At 71.1% G+C, this 17,722-nt stretch carries 17 protein-coding genes and 1 pseudogene; 13 read left to right on the top strand and 5 right to left on the bottom strand.

The window, feature by feature from the left end; genetic code table 11:
• The first annotated feature begins 192 nt into the window (after positions 1-192).
• From ABD798_RS35080 to ABD798_RS35060, 5 genes are read left to right on the top strand one after another with little or no spacing between them, the layout of a single operon-like run.
• Complete coding sequence (locus ABD798_RS35080) at positions 193-1,311, top strand: MFS transporter (RefSeq protein WP_344885171.1); 1,119 nt, start codon at positions 193-195, stop codon at positions 1,309-1,311.
• A gap of 14 nt (positions 1,312-1,325) precedes the next feature.
• Positions 1,326-2,225, top strand: coding sequence for an SDR family oxidoreductase (locus ABD798_RS35075; protein WP_344885168.1), 900 nt, complete (start codon positions 1,326-1,328; stop codon positions 2,223-2,225).
• Positions 2,222-3,661 carry a trehalose-6-phosphate synthase gene (locus ABD798_RS35070; protein WP_344885165.1) on the top strand — a complete coding sequence of 480 codons (1,440 nt, stop codon included), beginning with the start codon at positions 2,222-2,224 and terminating at the stop codon, positions 3,659-3,661. The genes ABD798_RS35075 and ABD798_RS35070 overlap by 4 nt, the downstream gene beginning before the upstream one ends.
• Positions 3,654-4,910 carry an aspartate aminotransferase family protein gene (locus tag ABD798_RS35065; protein WP_344885162.1) on the top strand — a complete coding sequence of 419 codons (1,257 nt, stop codon included), beginning with the start codon at positions 3,654-3,656 and terminating at the stop codon, positions 4,908-4,910. Before ABD798_RS35070 ends, ABD798_RS35065 begins: the two co-directional genes overlap by 8 nt.
• Positions 4,907-5,908: an alcohol dehydrogenase catalytic domain-containing protein gene (locus ABD798_RS35060; protein WP_344885159.1), complete on the top strand. Its 1,002-nt coding sequence runs from the start codon at positions 4,907-4,909 to the stop codon at positions 5,906-5,908. Before ABD798_RS35065 ends, ABD798_RS35060 begins: the two co-directional genes overlap by 4 nt.
• On the opposite strand, the gene ABD798_RS35055 is transcribed toward ABD798_RS35060, so the two are convergent.
• Positions 5,905-6,630: an SDR family NAD(P)-dependent oxidoreductase gene (locus ABD798_RS35055; RefSeq protein ID WP_344885156.1), complete on the bottom strand. Its 726-nt coding sequence runs from the start codon at positions 6,628-6,630 to the stop codon at positions 5,905-5,907. The genes ABD798_RS35060 and ABD798_RS35055 overlap by 4 nt on opposite strands.
• A gap of 63 nt (positions 6,631-6,693) precedes the next feature.
• Here ABD798_RS35055 and ABD798_RS35050 point away from each other — a divergent pair, with 63 nt between their 5' ends.
• On the top strand, positions 6,694-7,239 hold the full coding sequence (locus ABD798_RS35050) for a MarR family winged helix-turn-helix transcriptional regulator (RefSeq protein ID WP_344885153.1): 546 nt from the start codon (positions 6,694-6,696) through the stop codon (positions 7,237-7,239).
• On the opposite strand, the gene ABD798_RS35045 is transcribed toward ABD798_RS35050, so the two are convergent.
• The 3 genes from ABD798_RS35045 to ABD798_RS35035 all read right to left on the bottom strand — a co-directional run bounded on the left by ABD798_RS35045 (position 7,210) and on the right by ABD798_RS35035 (position 8,906).
• Positions 7,210-7,920, bottom strand: a complete 711-nt coding sequence (locus ABD798_RS35045) for an HAD family hydrolase (RefSeq protein ID WP_344885150.1) — start codon at positions 7,918-7,920, stop codon at positions 7,210-7,212. The genes ABD798_RS35050 and ABD798_RS35045 overlap by 30 nt on opposite strands.
• 63 nt (positions 7,921-7,983) lie before the next feature.
• Positions 7,984-8,109, bottom strand: a complete 126-nt coding sequence (locus ABD798_RS35040) for a hypothetical protein (RefSeq protein ID WP_344885147.1) — start codon at positions 8,107-8,109, stop codon at positions 7,984-7,986.
• 26 nt (positions 8,110-8,135) lie between these two features.
• Positions 8,136-8,906, bottom strand: a complete 771-nt coding sequence (locus ABD798_RS35035) for an SDR family oxidoreductase (protein WP_425549327.1) — start codon at positions 8,904-8,906, stop codon at positions 8,136-8,138.
• A 197-nt stretch (positions 8,907-9,103) separates the two neighbouring features.
• Between ABD798_RS35035 and ABD798_RS35030 the strand changes: the two genes are divergently transcribed.
• The 4 genes and pseudogenes from ABD798_RS35030 to ABD798_RS35015 all read left to right on the top strand — a co-directional run.
• Positions 9,104-10,729: an ABC-F family ATP-binding cassette domain-containing protein gene (locus tag ABD798_RS35030; protein ID WP_344885141.1), complete on the top strand. Its 1,626-nt coding sequence runs from the start codon at positions 9,104-9,106 to the stop codon at positions 10,727-10,729.
• Between the two features lie 184 nt (positions 10,730-10,913).
• Positions 10,914-11,123: a helix-turn-helix domain-containing protein gene (locus ABD798_RS35025; RefSeq protein WP_030429267.1), complete on the top strand. Its 210-nt coding sequence runs from the start codon at positions 10,914-10,916 to the stop codon at positions 11,121-11,123.
• A 54-nt stretch (positions 11,124-11,177) separates the two neighbouring features.
• Entirely contained in the window at positions 11,178-11,978 is an 801-nt protein-coding gene (locus ABD798_RS35020) for an enoyl-CoA hydratase/isomerase family protein (RefSeq protein WP_344885138.1), read from the top strand.
• 183 nt (positions 11,979-12,161) lie between these two features.
• Positions 12,162-14,021: pseudogene (locus ABD798_RS35015) on the top strand (ABC transporter ATP-binding protein); the annotation flags it as partial.
• A 279-nt stretch (positions 14,022-14,300) separates the two neighbouring features.
• On the opposite strand, the gene ABD798_RS35010 reads toward ABD798_RS35015, so the two are convergent.
• Positions 14,301-15,017: a sugar isomerase domain-containing protein gene (locus tag ABD798_RS35010; protein ID WP_344885135.1), complete on the bottom strand. Its 717-nt coding sequence runs from the start codon at positions 15,015-15,017 to the stop codon at positions 14,301-14,303.
• A gap of 245 nt (positions 15,018-15,262) precedes the next feature.
• On the opposite strand from ABD798_RS35010, the gene ABD798_RS35005 reads away from it, so the two are divergent.
• From ABD798_RS35005 to ABD798_RS34995, 3 genes are read left to right on the top strand one after another with little or no spacing between them, the layout of a single operon-like run.
• On the top strand, positions 15,263-15,751 hold the full coding sequence (locus ABD798_RS35005) for a GNAT family N-acetyltransferase (protein ID WP_344885132.1): 489 nt from the start codon (positions 15,263-15,265) through the stop codon (positions 15,749-15,751).
• A 4-nt stretch (positions 15,752-15,755) separates the two neighbouring features.
• Positions 15,756-16,511 carry a DeoR/GlpR family DNA-binding transcription regulator gene (locus ABD798_RS35000; protein ID WP_344885129.1) on the top strand — a complete coding sequence of 252 codons (756 nt, stop codon included), beginning with the start codon at positions 15,756-15,758 and terminating at the stop codon, positions 16,509-16,511.
• Positions 16,504-17,685, top strand: coding sequence for an MFS transporter (locus tag ABD798_RS34995; protein ID WP_344885126.1), 1,182 nt, complete (start codon positions 16,504-16,506; stop codon positions 17,683-17,685). The genes ABD798_RS35000 and ABD798_RS34995 overlap by 8 nt, the downstream gene beginning before the upstream one ends.
• The last annotated feature ends 37 nt before the right edge of the window (positions 17,686-17,722 follow it).

The following is a 17,722-nucleotide window of genomic DNA, read 5'->3' as shown; positions in this document are numbered from 1 at the left end:
ATCTCCGGAGAACCACGCTACCGGAGGAGCGCGGGGCGGTCCGCCGACGTTTGCGCAGTATCGTGGGGCGAGCTGGATCACATCCCGTCCCAGAGTGCGGGATTGAGCAAGACTGGAGCGCTTGTGCGGCAACCGAAGACCCGCTCGCGGGGTCGAGCATCGGTGCGTGGTGGAGTCCTTGGTTTGCTTGCTGTGGCTGCGAGTTGGGGCCTTTTCTGGGGCGGCTGGGCCGCGCTCATCCCGGAGATCAAGGCGGACCTCGCGCTGACCGACCAGCAGCTGGGACTGGCGCTGTTCGCCGTCCCCGTCGCCGCGGTGCCGTCGATGGTGCTCACGGGCAGACTCGCGCAGCGGCTCGCCCAGCACACGCTGCCGGTGGTGACCGGTGTCTTCGCGCTGGGCGTGCTGCTCGTCGGTTTCTCCGGCTCCTACGTCACCTTCGCGGCTTCGCTGCTGGTCGTCGGCGCGGCCAGCGGTGCGATCGAGGTCGCGCTGAACGCCACGATGGCCGCGCGCGAAGCCAGGGACGGCGAGCGGCTGTTCAACAAGGTCCACGCCGCGACACCGATGGCGATGGTCGTGGCCGCACCGTGCGTCGGGCTCGCGAGGCAGCTCGGCGCGTCCGCGCTGGCCGTGCTCGTGGTGATCGCCGTGCTGGTCGCGCTGAGCGCGGTCGTCGCGATCGACCCGAACGGGTGGGTCGACAAGGCCGAAAGCACCAGTGCGGAAGCTAGTCCCAGGCGGTACTACGTGCCATTGGTGGTGGTCGGGGCCGTTGCCGCGACCGTGCTGCTGATGGAGAACGCCGTCGAGCAGTGGGGCGCGATCCATCTTGAGACCGAGCTCGCCGCGGGACCGCTGCTGGCGAGCTTCGCGCCCGCCGCGTACATGGCGGGGCTCTCCGCCGGGCGTCTGTTGGCGCAGTGGCAGGGCGCGGCGCTCGGCGACCGCGCGCTGGTCGTGGCGGGCGGCGCGCTCGGCCTGGTCGGCATGGTGGTCGGCGCGGCGGCGTGGAGCCCGGCGACGACGCTGATCGGCTTCGCGGTCGCGGGCATCGGGCTCGCCCCGGTGGTGCCGACGCTCATGGGCGCGGTGGGCCGCGCGGTCGCGAACGACCAGCGCTCCAAGGCGATCTCCCTGGTCACGACCATCGGCTACGCGGGATTCCTGTCGAGCCCGCCACTCGTGGGCACACTGGCGGGGTGGCTCGGTCTTCCGGTAGTGCTGATGGTGGTGGCGATGTTCGGCCTCGTCGTCATGGCCGGAGCGGCGGCGCTGCGGCTGCTGCCGACGCCGGCGCGCGCCACCTGACCGGGGGAGGAACCGTGGAACGCGTTCTGATCGTCGGGGCGGGCTACCTCGCGGGGCACGTCGGCCAGCGCTTACGGGCACTGGGGCACACCGCCGTGCTCAGCTCGCGGCGGCGGCCCGCCACGCCCGAGGCGCGAGAGCTGGACTGGCTGCCGCTGGACGTCGCCGAGCCGCAGTCCATCCGCGCCGCGCTCACCGAGGCCCGGCCGGACTCCGTGGTCACCGTGCACGGCCCCTCCGACATCACCTGGTGCGAGGCCAATCCCGGGCAAGCCATGGCCGCGCACCAAGGGGGAGCGGAGCACCTCGCGGACGCGCTCGGCGGACGGCGCGCGCTCATGATCTCCACCGACAACGTCTTCCCCGGCATCAAGGACAGCTGCGCGGAGTCCGAGCCGACCGAGCCCGCCAACGTCTACGGCCGGGTGAAGCTCGCCGCCGAGGACACGTTGCTGGCCACCGGGAACGCGGTCGCGCTGCGCGTCAGCCTGGTCTACGGCTGGGACCGGGCGGGGCTGCGGCCGAACTTCTTCACCACCTGCGCGCAGAAACTCGGTGCGGGACAACCGGTCGAGGTGCCGGGCGATCACTGGAACAGCCCGGTGCTCGTCGACGACGTCGCCGCGTGGACGGCCGCCCTGCTGCACTCCGGGCACACCGGCGTCGTGCACCTCGGCGGCCCGCGCAGGCTGACCAGGGTCGAGTGGGCCAGGCACATCGCCACCGGCTACGGCGTGGACCCCGACCTGGTCAGCGCCGCGCCGCAGAGCAGCACCGCCTACGCGTGCCGCCCGCGAAACGCTTGCCTGCACAGCGAAAGAGCGGCGGGCATCGCGGAACTGAAGGGACTCGAACCGGTCGACGTCTTCGAGGCCAGCTCCAAGCTCATCGCTCTAGGGGAGGAATCGCAGTGACCCATCTGTTCCTGGCCAGCAAGCGAGCCGCCGTCACCTACGCGCCGGACCCCGAGACCGGGGAGCTGCGGCCGTGGCTGGCCCCCGGTGGCACGGGCAACGTGGTCGCGGAGCAGGCCGGGGTGCTGAACGTGTCCTGGATCGCCAGCGCGGACACCGACGACGACCGCAGGGCCGCGCAGGAGAACCCCGACGGCCTCACGCTGAGCCTGCACTCCGGCCGTGACATCACCGTCCGGCTGATCCAGCACGACCGCACGACCTTCGACGTCGTGCAGAACTTCCTGACGGCGGAACTGTTGTGGGCGGCCAACAACTACGGTTGGGACCGCTGGACGAACCCGACCTTCGGCGAGGAGACCTACGAGGCGCTGCGCCGCTTCGGCGAGTTCACCGACGACTTCGCCGACGCCATGCTGAAGAGCTCGGCGGGCGTGGACGACCCGGTGTACCTGGTGCACGACTACCAGCTGGTCGGTGTGCCCGCGAAGCTGCGCGCGCAGCGCCCGGACGCGCCGGTGCTGCTGTTCGTGCACATCCCGTGGCCCTCGCCGGACTACTGGCGCATCCTGCCGAAGGACGTGCGCGTCGGGCTGCTCGAAGGCATGCTGCCCGCGACCACGATCGGTTTCTTCGCTGACCGGTGGACGCGCAACTTCCTCGACTGCGTGGCGGATCTGCTGCCCGAGGCCAAGGTCGACCGCGATGCCGGTGTCGTGCACTGGCGGGGTCGCCGCTGCCGCGTGCGCACGATGCCTTTGGGCTACAGCCCTTTGACGCTGCACGGCCGCAATCCTCGGCTGCCGGAGGGCATCGCGGAATGGGCCGGTGACGGCCAGCTCGTCGTCCACAGTGGACGGACCGATCCGATGAAGAACGCCGAGCGCGCCGTGCGGGCGTTCGTGCTCGCGGTGAAGTCCGACGAGCGGCTGCGCGGCGTGAAGATGCTGGTGCGGATGAACCCCAACCGGCTCTACGTCGAGGCCAACGCGGAGTACGTGCGCCGGGTGGAGGCCGCCGTCGCGGAGGCCAACGCCGAGCTGGGCCCTGACACCGTGCGCACGCACTGCGACAACGAGGTCGACCACAGCGTCGCGTGCTTCCAACGCGCGGACCTGCTCATGTTCAATTCCACTGTGGACGGTCAGAACCTGAGCACCTTCGAGGCTCCGCTGGTCAACACCCGCAACGCCCCGGTGATCCTTTCCGAGATGTGCGGGGCCGCCGAAGTGCTTGCGCCCGTGTGCAGCACGGTGAACCCGTTCGACCTCGTGGAGCAGGCACAGGCCATTGTGGACGGTCTGACCGCGCCAGAGGAGGAGCGCGAGACGGCCGCCAAGCGCCGTCGCGAGGTGGCCGAGCCGTGGACCCTTGAGGCGTGGGTGCGCATGCAGCTCGACGGTCTCACAGCCGATCACGAGGCTCGCGATGAGTGACCCGCACCAGGTAGCGCAGTACGCGATCGGTGACGCGAAGCTCGTGCGCGGCGAGGGCGTGCGGTCGTGGGACAGTGACGGCCGCGAGTACCTGGACTGCGTTTCCGGCACCTTCAACCTGATCCTGGGGCACAACCACCCCGAGGTGATGGCGGCGGTGCGGGAACAGACGGAGAGCCTGGTGTTCGCCAGCTCCTCGTTCCAGACCGAGCCGACGAACGTGGTCATGCAGGAGCTGGTCAAGATCAGCCCGGCCAACCTGACCCGGGTGAACCTGCGCAGCTCCGGCGGCTCGACGGCGAACGAGGGCGCGATCAAGATCGCCCAGCTTCAGACGGGCAAGCGCGACGTGATCGTGCCCTTCCGGGGGCAGGTCGGCCAGTCCATGGCGGCGACCAGCTTCAACGGCAGCAGTCGGATGCGGGCCCCGTTCCCGTACCAGTTCCCCGGCGTCACGCACGTGCCCGACGCGTACTGCTACCGCTGCTTCTACGCGCAGAAACCCGACAGCTGCGCCAAGTTGTGCGTCGACCGGATCGCGGACTTCATCACCTACTCCAGCTCCGGCAGCGTCGCCTGCGTGCTCATCGAGCCGATCAGCGGGGTGGGCGGCAACATCGTCCCGCCGCCCGGCTACTTCGAGGACCTGAAGGCCTTCTGCGAGGAACGGGACATCGTCCTGATCTTCGACGAGAACCAGACCTCCTTCGGCCGCACCGGCGAGATGTTCGCCGCGGATCATTTCGGCGTCCAGCCGCACATGATGACCGTCTCAAAAGGACTGACGGGCAGCGGCCTCCCGCTCGCGGCGATCCTCACCGAGGAGCGGATGGCGAACTTCGACCGCTCGCTGCACGGCTTCACCTACGGCGGCCACACGCTGTCCTCGGCGGCGGCGGTCAAGACCCTGGAGATCGTGCAGCGGCCCGGCTTCCTGGAGAACGTCCGGGCGTCGGGCAAGGTCCTCAAGGACCGCCTGCTCGACCTCCAGAAGGACAACCCGGTGATCGGCGACGTGCGCGGCGTCGGGCTGATGCTCGGCGTCGAACTGGTTGAGCCCGACGGCGGCAAGGCCACCAAGAAGACGCACGAGTTCCAGCGCGCGCTGCACGAGCGCGGCGCGATCACGCGGGTTTCCGAGCACGGCCTCGGCAACGTCATCGAGCTGCGCCCGCCGCTCGTGCTCTCGCCGGAGGACGCCCACCTGATCGCCGACCGCTTCGGCGAGGCCCTGGAAGCGGTGTCGTGAGGGTCGAACTCGGACCGGACGGCCCGGTCCTCGTGCGCTCGGAACCGTTGTGCCCCAAGGGGGAGCACTCGGTCCGAGTGCGCGTGGAGCTAGCCGGGCTGTGCCGCTCCGACCTCAAGGAGGTGGCGGGCAACCGGCACGGCGTCAGCCAGTTCGGGCACGAGCTGGTCGGCGTCGTCGAAGAGTCCACTGTGGACGGACTCGCACCGGGTGACCGCGTCACCCTCGACCCGAACGTGCCGCTGGAGCGGAGCACCGGCTTCGCCGAGGTGATGTGGGCGGCCGGTCCGGCCGATCGCCTGCGCGCGGCGCTGCCCGTGGTGCCCGCCGACGTCGACGCGCGCCGCCTGGTCTTCACCGAGCCGCTGGCCTGCGCGCAGCACTGCCTCGGCTCAGCGGCTCGGCACACCGGTGAAGACCTTGCGGCGCAACGCATTGGAGTCCTCGGCGCGGGCACCGCGGGCGCGTTGATCGCCGGGCTCGCGCACGCGCTCGGCGCCGAGGTCACCCTGGGCAACCGCAGCCAGGACCGCACGGACTTCCTCCGCTCGCGCGAAGTCCTGGCGGCCCCCGTCGGCCCGCTCGACGGAATGCCGTCCGACGGCTTGGACATCGCCGTCGTGGCAACGAGTTTCGTGCTGCCCGAAGTGCTGCGCGAAGCCCTGCGCACGGTCGTCCCCGGTGGGCTCGTCCTGCTCTACGGCGGGACCGCGCCCGGCGACGCGCTGCCCGGACTGGACTGCGACCTCGACGGCGTGCGTCGGGGCGAGCTGGTCGCGGAAACGTCCTGGGACGGCAAACCGGTGCGCGTCGGCGGGAGCTACGGCACCGTCCAGGACGACTTCGGCGCCGCGATCCGCGCCCTCGTCGAGCTGGACCCGTCGGCGCTGCCGGTGGAGCGGATGATCACCGAGGAGATCCCGCTGATCGCGCTCCCCGGCACCATCCACGCCCACCTGGCGACCCGCCCGCTCGGCAAGACCCTGGTGCACCCCTAGCGGGTGGTGAAGGCGCCGCCGTTGACGTGCAGGGTCTGGCCGGTGATGTGGCGAGCCCCTGCGGAGGCCAGGAAGTACGCGGTCTCCGCGATGTCGTCGGGGTGTCCGGCGCGTCCGTTGTGCGTCGCCTCGATCAGCGCCGCGCGCCGCTGGTCGCTGAGCTGTCCCTTGAAGAACTCGGTCTCGGCGATGTAGCCGGGGGAGATCAGGTTCGCGGTCAGCCCCTTCGGGCCGACCTCCGAGGACAGCCCGGCCGACCACGAGGCGAGTGCCGCTTTCGACGCCCCGTAAGAGGATGAGGCGAACTCGGCGCCGATCGAACCGACGTTGATCACGGTTCCGCCGGGCCGCATCCGGTCGAGCACGGCCGCGGTGGTGAGCACCGCGCTGAGCAGGTTGGCGTCGAGGTTCGCCCGCCATGCGGCGGCCACCGCGTCGAGAGGGGAGAGCCCTGCGCGGGGCGGGTCCAGGTCGGTGTTGCCGCCCGCCATGTTGACCAGGACGTCCAGCTCCGGCCCGAGGTCGTCGGCCAGGCGAGCCACCTGTCCGGGATCGGTCGCGTCGCAGGTGATCGCGCGGACGTCGAGCTCGGCGGCGGTCGCGGCGAGCTTCCCGGCGTCGCGCGCGGTGATGACCACGGTGTCCCCGGCGGCGCGGAAGCGGGCTGCCACAGCCTTGCCCAGCCCGGTCGAACCGCCGGTGACCAGCACGGTGCGTGTCATGCGAGTGCTCCTCTGCTATGTTTAGGTCTAAACGTTTAGATCTAAACGTAACAGGAGTCGTGGATGGCTGGCGAGGGATATCCGCTCGAACAGGTCGCTTCGTGGCCCGCTGCCGACATCGCCTCGGCGTGGCAACGCGAGCTGCCCGGTGTGCGCACGGGCTCGATCGAGATCATCACGCCGCTGTGGCGGATCGCGAAGGTCCTCGCCGACGACCGCCGCCGCACGCTGACCGAACTGGGCGTCGACCCGTCCACGCTCGACCTGCTCAGCGTGATCAGGCGCGCCGGCCCGCCCTACGAGCTGACCACGCGCGAGATCGCCCGCCGGACCATGGTCACCGCGGGCGCGGTCTCGCAACGCGTGGCGCGCGCCGAACAGGCCGGGCTCGTGGAGAGATCGTCGTCGTCGGCATCACGCCGCGCGGTCGCGGTGCGGCTCACCGAAGCGGGCCACGAACTCATCGAACCCGTTGTGCGCCAACTGCTCGAACACGAAGCCGACTTGATCGACTCGTTGAGCGAGGACGAGCGCGCGACGCTCACCGGCATCCTCGCGCGGCTGGAGCGGGCGCTGGTCTCAGGCGGCGAGGGCTTCGGCGGTCAGTGAGAGCACGGCGTCCAGGCCGCGCGGGCGGTCGCGGTGCCGGGTGTGCGGCAGGACGTAGACCGCGAGTCCCACTCGGGCCGCAGCACCGTCCTTGACCGGGTCGTCGCCGACGAACAGCGTGCGCGACGGCTCGACGCCCAGCTCCTCGCAGGCGATCCGGAACAGATCCGGCTCGGGCTTCACGGAGTCGTGCTCGCAGGAGAGCACGAAGGAGTCGATCAGGTCGGTGACGCCCAGCTCGGCGAAGGAGGGCCGGATGTCCCAGCCGATGTTGCTCACGACGCCGATCTTCACCCCGTCGGCGTGCAAGGTCTTCAGCACCGAAGCGGTGTCGGGGTAAGCGGGCCAGGAGCCCGGGTCGGCCAGGCACGCGTAGAGCGACTCGCCGAGCAGCTCGGGGTCGGCGTCGGCGCGGAAACCGTCGGCGGACTCGGTCATCATGCGCGTCCACACGGCGCGGTGGCGCTCGGCGGACCGGTCGCAGCCTTCACGTTCGACGAGCCCGCTCGGCCCGTCGACCCGCTGCCTGGTGCGCTGGATCAGCTCGGCTGCCTCATCCAAGTCCACTAAGACCCCGCGCTCGGCGGCCTGCGTCTGCACGCCGCACGGCGTCAGCACGTTGCCGTCGTCGAACAGGGTCCCCGAGAAGTCGAAGAGCACAGCGTCGAACCGTCGAGACACGCACACCCCCTGGCTTGTGGCCTCTCGATCGAGGCTACCCAGAGAGCAGTCCGCTCCGACCCGTCAAGTCTTTGTGGTGGCGGACGGCGCCGCCGCCCGGGCTACGCCGATCCGCCGAACGGCGGAGACGAACTCCCTGGCCAGGGCGGTGAGCCCGGCCGGGATGTACTCCTCGGTGATCTCCGCCACCACCCGTGCCCCGGTGGCCTGCCCGCTCAGCCCAGCGTTCCGGTGGCCAGCAGTCCGCCGTCGACGCGCACGGTCTCGCCGCTGATCCAGGCCGCCGCGTCCGAGGCCAGGAACGCCACCAGGCCCGCCACGTCCTCCGGGGTGCCGAGTCGCTTCAGCGGGTACGCCGCCGCGGCGTCGTCCTCGCGGCCGGTGTAGAGGTGCTCGGCGAACTTCGTCTTCACCACGGCCGGGGCGACCGCGTTGACCCTGACCTTCGGGCCGAGCTGCCACGCCAGCTCCTCGGTGAGCCGGATCAGCGCCGCCTTGCTCGCGCCGTATGCCGCGATCACGCCGCTGGAGCGCAGCCCGGCGACCGAGGCGACGTTGACGACCGCGCCGCCGTGCTCACCCATCCACGCCTTCCACGCCTGCTGCACGAAGCCCAGCGCGCCGACGACGTTGGTGTCGAAGATCTTGCGGACCGCGTTCAGGTCGGCGTCCATCAAGGAACCGAACACCGGGTTGATCCCGGTGTTGTTCACCAGCACGTCCAGCGAGCCGAAGCGCTCCACGGTCCTGCCGACGGCCTCGGCGCGCGCCTCGTCGGAACCTGTGTTGGCCACCACTGCGAGAACCCGGCCGGTCCCACCGGTGACCGAGGCCGCGAGCTTGTCGGCGGCGGCGTTCAGCTCGTCGGGCTTGCGCGCGGTGATGGTCACCGAAGCGCCCCTGGACAGCAGTTCCTCGGCGATGGAGAACCCGATGCCCCTGCTGCCGCTGGTGATCAGCGCGGTGCGTCCGGCGAAGTCGTTCAGCGTGGTCATGGGTGCACTCTAGGGCTGGTTACCGGCGAGTAGCCAGGGCGTGCGGCAAAACCGGTCGAACGCATCGCGTAAACTACGGGCGTGGTCTTGATGGATTAGCGGCGCGCGTGGCCTGCCTCCGGTTCTGATCGGGGAGGCGGGCAGATGCCCCCTGTCTTCCGCCACGCGATTCGTCTGGAGTTCTTCCCTTGATCACTGTCACGGACCTTGAGCTGCGCGCGGGCTCCCGCATCCTGCTGTCCGGCACCACCCTCCGCGTCCAGCCCGGCGACCGGATCGGCCTCGTCGGCCGCAACGGCGCGGGCAAGACCACCACGCTGCGCGTGCTCGCGGGCGAGGGCGAGCCCTACGCGGGCACCGTCCTGCGCTCCGGCGAGCTGGGCTACCTCCCGCAGGACCCGCGCGAGGGCGACCTGTCGATGACCGCGAAGGACCGCGTGCTGTCGGCGCGCGGCCTCGACGAGATCCTCCGCGAGATGGAGAAGTCCCAGGCGATCATGGCCGAGCTGGTCGACGAGAAGGCCCGCGACGCCGCCGTGCGCAAGTACGGCCGCCTGGAAGACCGCTTCGCCGCGCTCGGGGGCTACGCCGCCGAGAGCGAGGCCGCCCGCATCTGCGCCAACCTCGGCCTCGCCGACCGCGTGCTCGCGCAGGAGACCGGCACGCTCTCCGGTGGTCAGCGCCGCCGCGTCGAGCTGGCCCGCATCCTGTTCGCCGCGACCGAGGCCGGCTCCGGCAAGTCCGACACGATCCTGCTGCTGGACGAGCCGACCAACCACCTCGACGCCGACTCGATCACCTGGCTGCGCGGCTTCCTCAAGGGGCACAGCGGCGGCCTGATCGTGATCAGCCACGACGTCGACCTGCTCGCCGACGTGGTGAACAAGGTGTGGTTCCTGGACGCCGTGCGCGCCGAGGTCGACATCTACAACATGGAGTGGAAGCGCTACCAGGAGGCGCGCGCCGCCGACGAGAAGCGCCGCAAGCGCGAGCGCGCCAACGCCGAGAAGAAGGCGGGCGTGCTCAAGGCGCAGGCCGACAAGATGCGCGCCAAGGCCACCAAGGCCGTCGCCGCGCAGAACATGGCGCGCCGCGCGGACAAGCTGCTCGCCGGGCTGGACGAGGTCCGCGTCTCGGACAAGGTCGCCAAGATCCGCTTCCCGCAGCCCGCCGCGTGCGGCAAGACCCCGCTCACGGCAGAGGGCCTGTCCAAGTCCTACGGCTCGCTGGAGATCTTCGCCGGGGTGGACCTGGCGATCGACAAGGGCTCGCGCGTGGTGGTGCTCGGCCTCAACGGGGCGGGCAAGACCACGCTGCTGCGCCTGCTCGGCGGCTCGGAGTCCTCCGACGCGGGCTCGGTCGTGCCCGGTCACGGCCTGCGGCTCGGCTACTACGCGCAGGAGCACGAGACGCTGGACCACGACGCCTCGGTCTGGGAGAACATCCGGCACGCCGCCCCGGACACCGACGCGCAGCAGCTGCGCTCGCTGCTGGGCGCGTTCCTGTTCACCGGCGAGCAGCTGGACCAGCCCGCGGGCACGCTCTCCGGTGGGGAGAAGACCCGGCTGGCGCTGGCCGGCCTGGTCTCCAGCGCGGCGAACGTGCTGCTGCTGGACGAGCCGACGAACAACCTCGACCCGGCCAGCCGCGAGCAGGTGCTCGACGCGCTGCGCAGCTACCAGGGCGCGGTTGTGCTGGTCACGCACGACCCGGGCGCGGTGGAGGCGCTGGAGCCCGAGCGGGTGATCCTGCTGCCCGACGGCACCGAGGACCACTGGTCGGCCGATTACCTAGAGCTGGTGCAGTTGGCCTGACCGGCCACCACGGCGGGGCTGCGGCCCCGCCTTTAGCGCGCCCGGATGATCCACAGGGCGTGACTCGCCGATCACGTGGCGATGATTTTTCATGATCGCCTGGCGTTTGCGGCTTCCGTGTTCGATCATTGCGGCGACAGGGGCCATGATCGGCCCCATTGGTCAAAACGGAAGGCGGGACAAGGTGGCTGACCTGAAGAAGGGCGCCCGGATCACGGGGACGGCCCGGGACAAGCTTGCCGCTGACCTCAAGAAGAAGTACGAGAAGGGGGCCAGCATTCGCTCCCTCGCCGAATCTACCGGGCGCTCGTACGGCTTCGTGCACCGGGTCCTCAGCGAATCGGGGGTGACTCTCCGCGGCCGTGGCGGCGCCACGCGGAGCAAGAAGAAGTAGACCCGGCGCGAGGCAGCGCAACACTCTCTCTCATCGTCACGGACAGGAGCCCGAGTGTCGATCGTCGACGCTGGCCTGCTCGACGCCGGGGGCGTCCAGCTCGCGCTGGACGGCCCACTGGCAACCATCACCCTGCACCGTCCGGAGGTGCTCAACGCGCAGACCCCCGCGACGTGGGCGGCGCTGCGCGGGATCGGGGAGGCGCTCTCCCCGGAGGTGCGGGTGGTCGTGGTGCGCGGGTCCGGCCGGGCTTTCTCGGCCGGGCTCGACCGCAGCCTGTTCACGGCGGATGACGGTGAGGGCGGCCCGGGGCTCATGTCGATCGCGACGATGCCCGCCGAGCGGGCCGATGCGGTCATCGCGGAGTTCCAGGCGGCTTTCAGCTGGCTGCGCGATCCGGCGCGGGTGACCGTCGCCGGGGTGCAGGGCCACGCGATCGGGGCCGGGTTCCAGCTCGCGCTGGCCTGCGACCTGCGGATCGCCGCCTCCGACGCCAAGTTCGCCATGGCCGAGACCGGTCTCGGCCTCGTCCCTGACCTCGGCGGCACGCTGCCGCTGGTGCGCTGCGTGGGCTACTCCCGCGCGGTGGAGATCTGCCTGACCGGCAGGCGGGTCGGCGCAGAGGAGGCCGAGCGCATCGGCCTCGTCACCTCCGTCACCGGAGTCGACGAGCTCGACGACGCGGTGAACAACCTCGTCAGGGCGCTGCTCGTGCCGCAGCCCGGCGCTACGCGGGAAACGTTGGCGCTGCTGCACTCCGCGGCCGACAACCCCGTCCCCGAACACCAGCTCTCCGCCGAGCGCGCCGCGCAGATCCGCCGCCTCGCCGACCTCAACGCCCTCCTGAACCCCTGACGCGCTGAATGACTCATTGAGGTACTTGAGCGTCCCGAATGAGTCATTCAGGACGTTGAGCGCGACGAACGGGGCATTGGTGGTGGCTCGCCGGTAGGGCGGCGCGCGAAGATGTCTCGGGCGGGAAGATATCGGGACCTCCTGATGTTGTGCTGGGCGCGACAAGGGGAGAGGACCGCCGCCGTGGACGGAACGTGGATGCTGATGCGCAGCGCGATGGAAGGCGCTGACGTACCGAACAAGATTCGCAAGGGCACGCTGAAACGCGTGTTCTCCTTCGCGAGACCGCACCGGCGCACGCTCATCGCGTTCCTGGCGATCACCGTGGTCACGGCCGTGCTCGCGGTCGCGACGCCGGTGCTCGCGGGCCGGGTGGTCAACGAGATCAGCGGCGGCGGGAGCTCCGGCGTCGTCGTCGGCATCGCGTTGCTGATCGCCGGGCTGGCCGTGGTGGAGGCGGGCGTCGGGCTCGTCGAGCGGTGGTTGTCCTCGCGCATCGGCGAAGGCCTGATCTACGACCTGCGCCGCGCGGTCGTGGGCCACGTGCAGAAGATGCCGATCGCGTTTTTCTCCCGCACTCGCACGGGCGCGCTGGTCAGCCGCCTCAACAACGACGTGATCGGCGCGCAGCGGGCGTTCACCTCCACGCTCTCCGGCGTCGTCGCCAACGTCATCCAGCTCGCACTGGCGCTGGCCGTGATGCTGACGTTGTCCTGGCAGGTCACCGTGATCGCGCTGGCGCTGCTGCCGGTGTTCGTGCTGCCCGCGCGGCGCATGGGGCGCAGGATGGCCGCGCTGCAACGGGAAGCGGCCGGGCACAACGCGACGATGACCACGCAGATGACCGAGCGGTTCTCCGCGCCGGGCGCCACGCTCGTGAAGTTGTTCGGGCGCCCCAAGGACGAGGCCGACGAGTTCGGCGCGCGGGCGGCGCGGGTGCGCGACATCGGTATCCGCACCGCCATGAACACGCGCGTGTTCATCACCGCGCTGACACTGGTGTCGAGCTTGGCGCTGGCCCTGGTCTACGGCCTCGGCGGCTGGCTCGCGCTGGAGGGCCAGCTCGCGGCGGGCACGGTCGTCTCGCTCGCGCTGCTGCTAACCCGGCTCTACACGCCGCTGACCGCGCTGGCCAACGCGCGGGTCGACGTGATGAGCGCGCTGGTCTCCTTCGAGCGGGTGTTCGAGGTGCTCGACCTGCCGCCCACGATCACCGAGAAGCCTGACGCCGCACAGGTTCCGGACGGGCCGGTCGCGGTGGAGTTCGACGACGTGCGCTTCGCCTACCCGTCGGCCGACAAGGTCTCCCTCGCCTCTCTCGAAGAAGTGAAGACGCTGGACACGCGTGGTGGCGAAGAGGTGTTGCACGGCTTGAGCTTCCGGGCCGAGGCGGGCCAGCTCGTCGCGCTCGTCGGCTCCTCCGGCGCGGGCAAGTCGACCATCGCCAGCCTGGTGCCCCGGCTCTACGACGTGGACTCCGGAGCCGTTCGACTGTCCGACGTGGACGTTCGCGAGCTGTCCTTCGACTCGATCAGGCAGACGGTGGGCGTGGTGACCCAGGACGGGCACCTCTTCCACGACACGATCGGCGCGAACCTGCGCTACGCGCGCCCCGGCGCCACCGAGGAGGAGATCTGGGACGCGCTGCGCGGAGCCCGGCTCGCCGACCTGGTGCGCTCGCTGCCCGACGGCCTGGAAACCGTTGTGGGCGAACGGGGTTACCGGCTCTCCGGCGGTGAGCGGCAGCGCCTGACCATCGCCCGGCTGCTGCTGGCGCGGCAGCGCGTGGTGATCCTGGACGAGGCCACCGCGCACCTGGACTCCGAATCCGAGGCGGCCGTGCAGGAAGCCCTCGCCGAGGCGCTCGCGGGCCGGACCGCGCTGGTGATCGCGCACCGGCTGTCCACGATCCGCGCGGCCGACCAGATCCTGGTCGTGGAGGCGGGCGAGATCGTCGAGCGCGGCACGCACGACGAACTCCTTGCGGCACAGGGGCGCTACGCCGATCTGTACCGCACGCAGTTCCGCCAGGCCGAACCTGCGGTGCCGGTGGCGCTGCCGCACGCGCTCGACGACTTCGGCGCTCTGTGGAGGCAGAGCCTCATCGAGGTGCGGCGGCTGTTCCCGACGCGACTGCGCCTGGTGCTCGACGGCGACAAGGGCACCGAGGCTCGGCTGCGCGAACTGGTCCGCGCGGAGGAGGCGTGCTGCCCGTTCTTCGCCTTCACGGTGACGCGCGAGGGCGAGCGGCTCGTGCTGGACACCGACGTGCCGGAGGCCGCGGCCGTCGTGCTCGACGAGATGGCGACCGCGGCCCTGAAGTCACGCGAGTCGGGGGACCCGCTTGCCGTAGTGGGCGAGTAGGTCCTTGTTCGCCTGGTCGCCGCCCTCGGTGTTGGCGCTGCGCCACAGCGGCAGGTCGACGCCGTCGCGCTCGGCCCGCGCGTGCAGCGAGACCAGCAGCAGGTTCCACACGAACATCGTGGCCAGCGAGGACAGCGGGGCGGTGACCGGGGCGCCCGCCGGGTGCGCGGCGTCACCCGGCGGGACCAGGGTGTCCAGCACGATGCTGGACTCGGCGGCCAGCGTGGTGCCCGAGCGCTTCGGCGCCGCCGAGCTGGCAGGGCCGGAGGTCACCCCGATCACCGGCAGTCCGGCCGCGCGCCCCGCCTTGGCCAGCTCGACCGGGTAGGGGTTCACGCCGGAGGTCGAGAAGACGATCAGCACGTCGTTCGGCCCCAGCGGGTCGGCCGCCAGCACCTCGGCGGCCAGCCCGGTGCGCCGCTCGGCGTCGGTGCTGGACTTCGCGCCGCGCATCGGCAGCAGGTCGGGGTGGTACAGCGGCCGCACGCAGGACAGCCCGCCCGCGCGGTAGAAGGTCTCGGCGACCGCTGCCAGCGAGTGGCCCGCCCCCGCCGTGACGATCAGCCCGTCCTTGGTGATTGCCGTGGTCAGCGCGTCCACCGCCCGTTCGACGGCCTCGGAGTTGTGCCGCTCCAGCCTGTCCAGGTGTTCGTGCACCGTCGCCGCGTATCCCATGCATGTGGTCTAAACCACTGCGTGGACGGTGTCAACCCGGTGCCGTGCGGGCCGACGCCGCACATCCGGATGCCGAACGGGGCGGCGAAGCGGAGACCGGCGCACTGCGCGCCCAGAGACGTCGAGAGGGCCCTCTTCGGCGGTGGCGCCGGTCAGGGCCGGGCGCCGGAATGCTGACTGTCGCCTTCGCAGGTGGCAGACGTGAGCAACCGTGAGTGTCAGGGGTCGCTCGTACCGTCAGTGCCATGCGGGAATTGCGGATCCGCCCGGCGCGGGCGGCGGACGCGGAGGCGATCACCGAATTGGTGCACGCGTCATCGGCCTACCAGGGCCGTTACGAGTCCATTTTGGACGGTTACGCGGTGACAGGAGCGCAGGTGGAGTCGACGGTGACCTTCCTGGCCGAGGACGGGGGCGGGCGGGTTCTCGGGTGCTACAGCCTTGTCCCCGGCGGCTCGAACCCGGGTGGCGCTGAGCTGGACCTGCTGTTCGTGGCCGACGAGGCGCAGGGCGGCGGGCTGGGCGCGCGGTTGGTGCGGCACATGCTGGAGCGGGCGGGGGAGCTGGGGCTGGCGTCGGTGCGCGTGGTCTCGCACCCGCCCGCCGAGGGCTTCTACCTGCGCACGGGCGCGCGCCGGGTCGGGACCGTGCGGCCGAAGCCGCCGAAGGTGCCCTACGCGCGGCCCGAGCTCCGGTGGGATCTTGCGGATCGAACAGGAGGTGTGTTCGTATGAACATGTGGAAAGTTCGGAACGGTATGACCTGATCGCGGGCGCGCTGCGCGAGCGGGACCGCGTGGAGGTCTCCGAGCTGGCCGAGCTGACCGGCTGCTCGGAGATGACCGTCCGGCGCGACCTCGACGTGCTGGAGCGCGACGGGCTGCTGCGCCGGGTGCGCGGAGGCGCGGTCAGCACGCTCAGCGGCGAGGGCGCTCCGTACGGCGTGCGCGCCCGGCAGCAGCTGGAGGTGAAGCAGCGCGTCGGCAAGGTCGCGGCCGAGCTGCTCGACGACGGCGAGAGCGTGGTGATCGACGCGGGCACCACCACGCTGGAGGTCGCGCGCGCGATCCTGGGCCGCAGGCTCACCGTGCTGCCGTTGTCCCTGCACGTGGCCAACGTCCTCGCCGAGGGTGCGGGGATGCGGCTGGTACTGCCGGGCGGTGAGGTGAGCCCGCGCGAGCTGGCGTTCCACGGCGCGCTGACCAGGAGCGCCTTCGAACGGATGCGCTTCGACACCGTCGTGCTCGGCGTGTGCGGGCTGACCGCCGCCGACGGGGTCAGCGCGTTCGACCTGTGCGACGCCGAGACCAAGCAGGCGGCGATCCGCGCCTCCGCGAGGGTGGTCGCGGTGACCGACTCGGCCAAGCTCGGCCGCGTCGCCTTCGGCCGGGTCTGCCCGATCACCGACCTCGACGTCCTGGTCACCGACCGGGACGCGCCAGCAGAGCAACTCGACCGGTTCCGCGAGGCCGGTGTGGAGGTTCACCTTGCCTGACGCCCCCGGATCTCCCGTCGCGGCCGCGCCGCCGAGGACCGCGCGGCGGGCGACCTCGCTCGTCTTCGGCGTGCACGCGGGCCTGTTCGCCGCGTGGACCCCGCACATCCCGCTGGTCAAGGAACGGCTCGGCGTGGGTGACGGCATGCTCGGCCTGCTTCTGCTCGGCGCTCCCGTCGGCGCGCTGCTGGCGATCCTGGTGGCCGGTCCGATGATCGCCAGGTGGGGCAGCCGGCCGATGATGATGGTCACCGCGCTGGGCTACGGCGGGGTGTCGTTCCTTCTCGGCATCGCGGACTCGGGCGTGGCGCTGTTCCTCGCGCTGATGGTGTGGGGTGCGTTCCAGAGCGCGCTCGACGTGGCGATGAACGCACAGGCCGTGCTCGTCGAGCGGCACTACGACCGTCCGGTCATGTCCAGCTTCCACGGTTTCTGGAGCCTCGGCGGTTTCGTCGGGGCCGGCGTGGGAGCGCTTGCAGTGGGTGCAAACGTCGGCTTGACCGTGCAGATGCTCGTGTTGGGCGCGGTGCTCATCGCCGTGGTGTTCGGGGTGAACCGCGTGCTGCTCGGCGGCGACCACGTCGGAGAGGCCGACGCTCACGCGAAGGTCCGCACCCGCGACGTTCTGCGCGACGGGCGGCTGCTTGCCTTGGGAGCGCTCATGTTCGCGGCGCTGCTGTGCGAGGGTGCTGCGGCGGACTGGGCGGCGATCTACCTCCGCGACTGGCTCGACACCTCGGCATCCTTCGCCGGTGCCGGCTACTCGGTGTTCGCGGTCGCGATGTTCGTCGGACGCGGGCTCGGTGACCGGTGGGTCGCTCGACATGGCCCGCGCATGGTCGTCGGTGGACTCTCGGTGCTGGCCGCCGTCGTGTTCTCCGTCGGCCTCGCGGTGGCTCAGCCGTGGGCGGCGCTGCTCGGCTTCGCCGCGCTCGGCCTTGGCGTGGCGTGCGCGGTGCCGGTGGTGTTCTCCAGCTCGGCGGAGCTGCCGGAGCGCCACCCGGCGCAGTCCATCGCGGCGGTCTCGGCGATCGCGTGGCCCGGCTTCCTGTTGGGGCCCACGGTGATCGGCGGCTTGTCGGAGGTGGTCACGCTGCCCTTCGCGCTCATCCTGCTGCCCGTGCTGTGCGCGGCGATCGGCCTCGGTGCCCGCCTCGTCCTCCGCCCCCGCTAGAGGCCGTCCTGCAAGTCGCTGGGTTTGCCGTCGTTAG

The organism is Allokutzneria multivorans (assembly GCF_039537405.1).
Taxonomy (GTDB): Bacteria; Actinomycetota; Actinomycetes; order Mycobacteriales; family Pseudonocardiaceae; genus Allokutzneria; species Allokutzneria multivorans.
This window is presented reverse-complemented; position numbering and strand designations above follow the sequence as displayed.

What these genes read in the sequence shown, in the direction of transcription:
- ABD798_RS35005 (WP_344885132.1), top strand. Translation starts at nt 15,263, where the DNA reads ATGCGGGAATTGCGGATCCGCCCGGCGCGGGCGGCGGACGCGGAGGCG.
- ABD798_RS35050 (WP_344885153.1), top strand. Translation starts at nt 6,694, where the DNA reads ATGGCTGGCGAGGGATATCCGCTCGAACAGGTCGCTTCGTGGCCCGCT.
- ABD798_RS35055 (WP_344885156.1), bottom strand. Translation starts at nt 6,630, where the DNA reads ATGACACGCACCGTGCTGGTCACCGGCGGTTCGACCGGGCTGGGCAAG.
- ABD798_RS35065 (WP_344885162.1), top strand. Translation starts at nt 3,654, where the DNA reads ATGAGTGACCCGCACCAGGTAGCGCAGTACGCGATCGGTGACGCGAAG.
- ABD798_RS35010 (WP_344885135.1), bottom strand. Translation starts at nt 15,017, where the DNA reads ATGGGATACGCGGCGACGGTGCACGAACACCTGGACAGGCTGGAGCGG.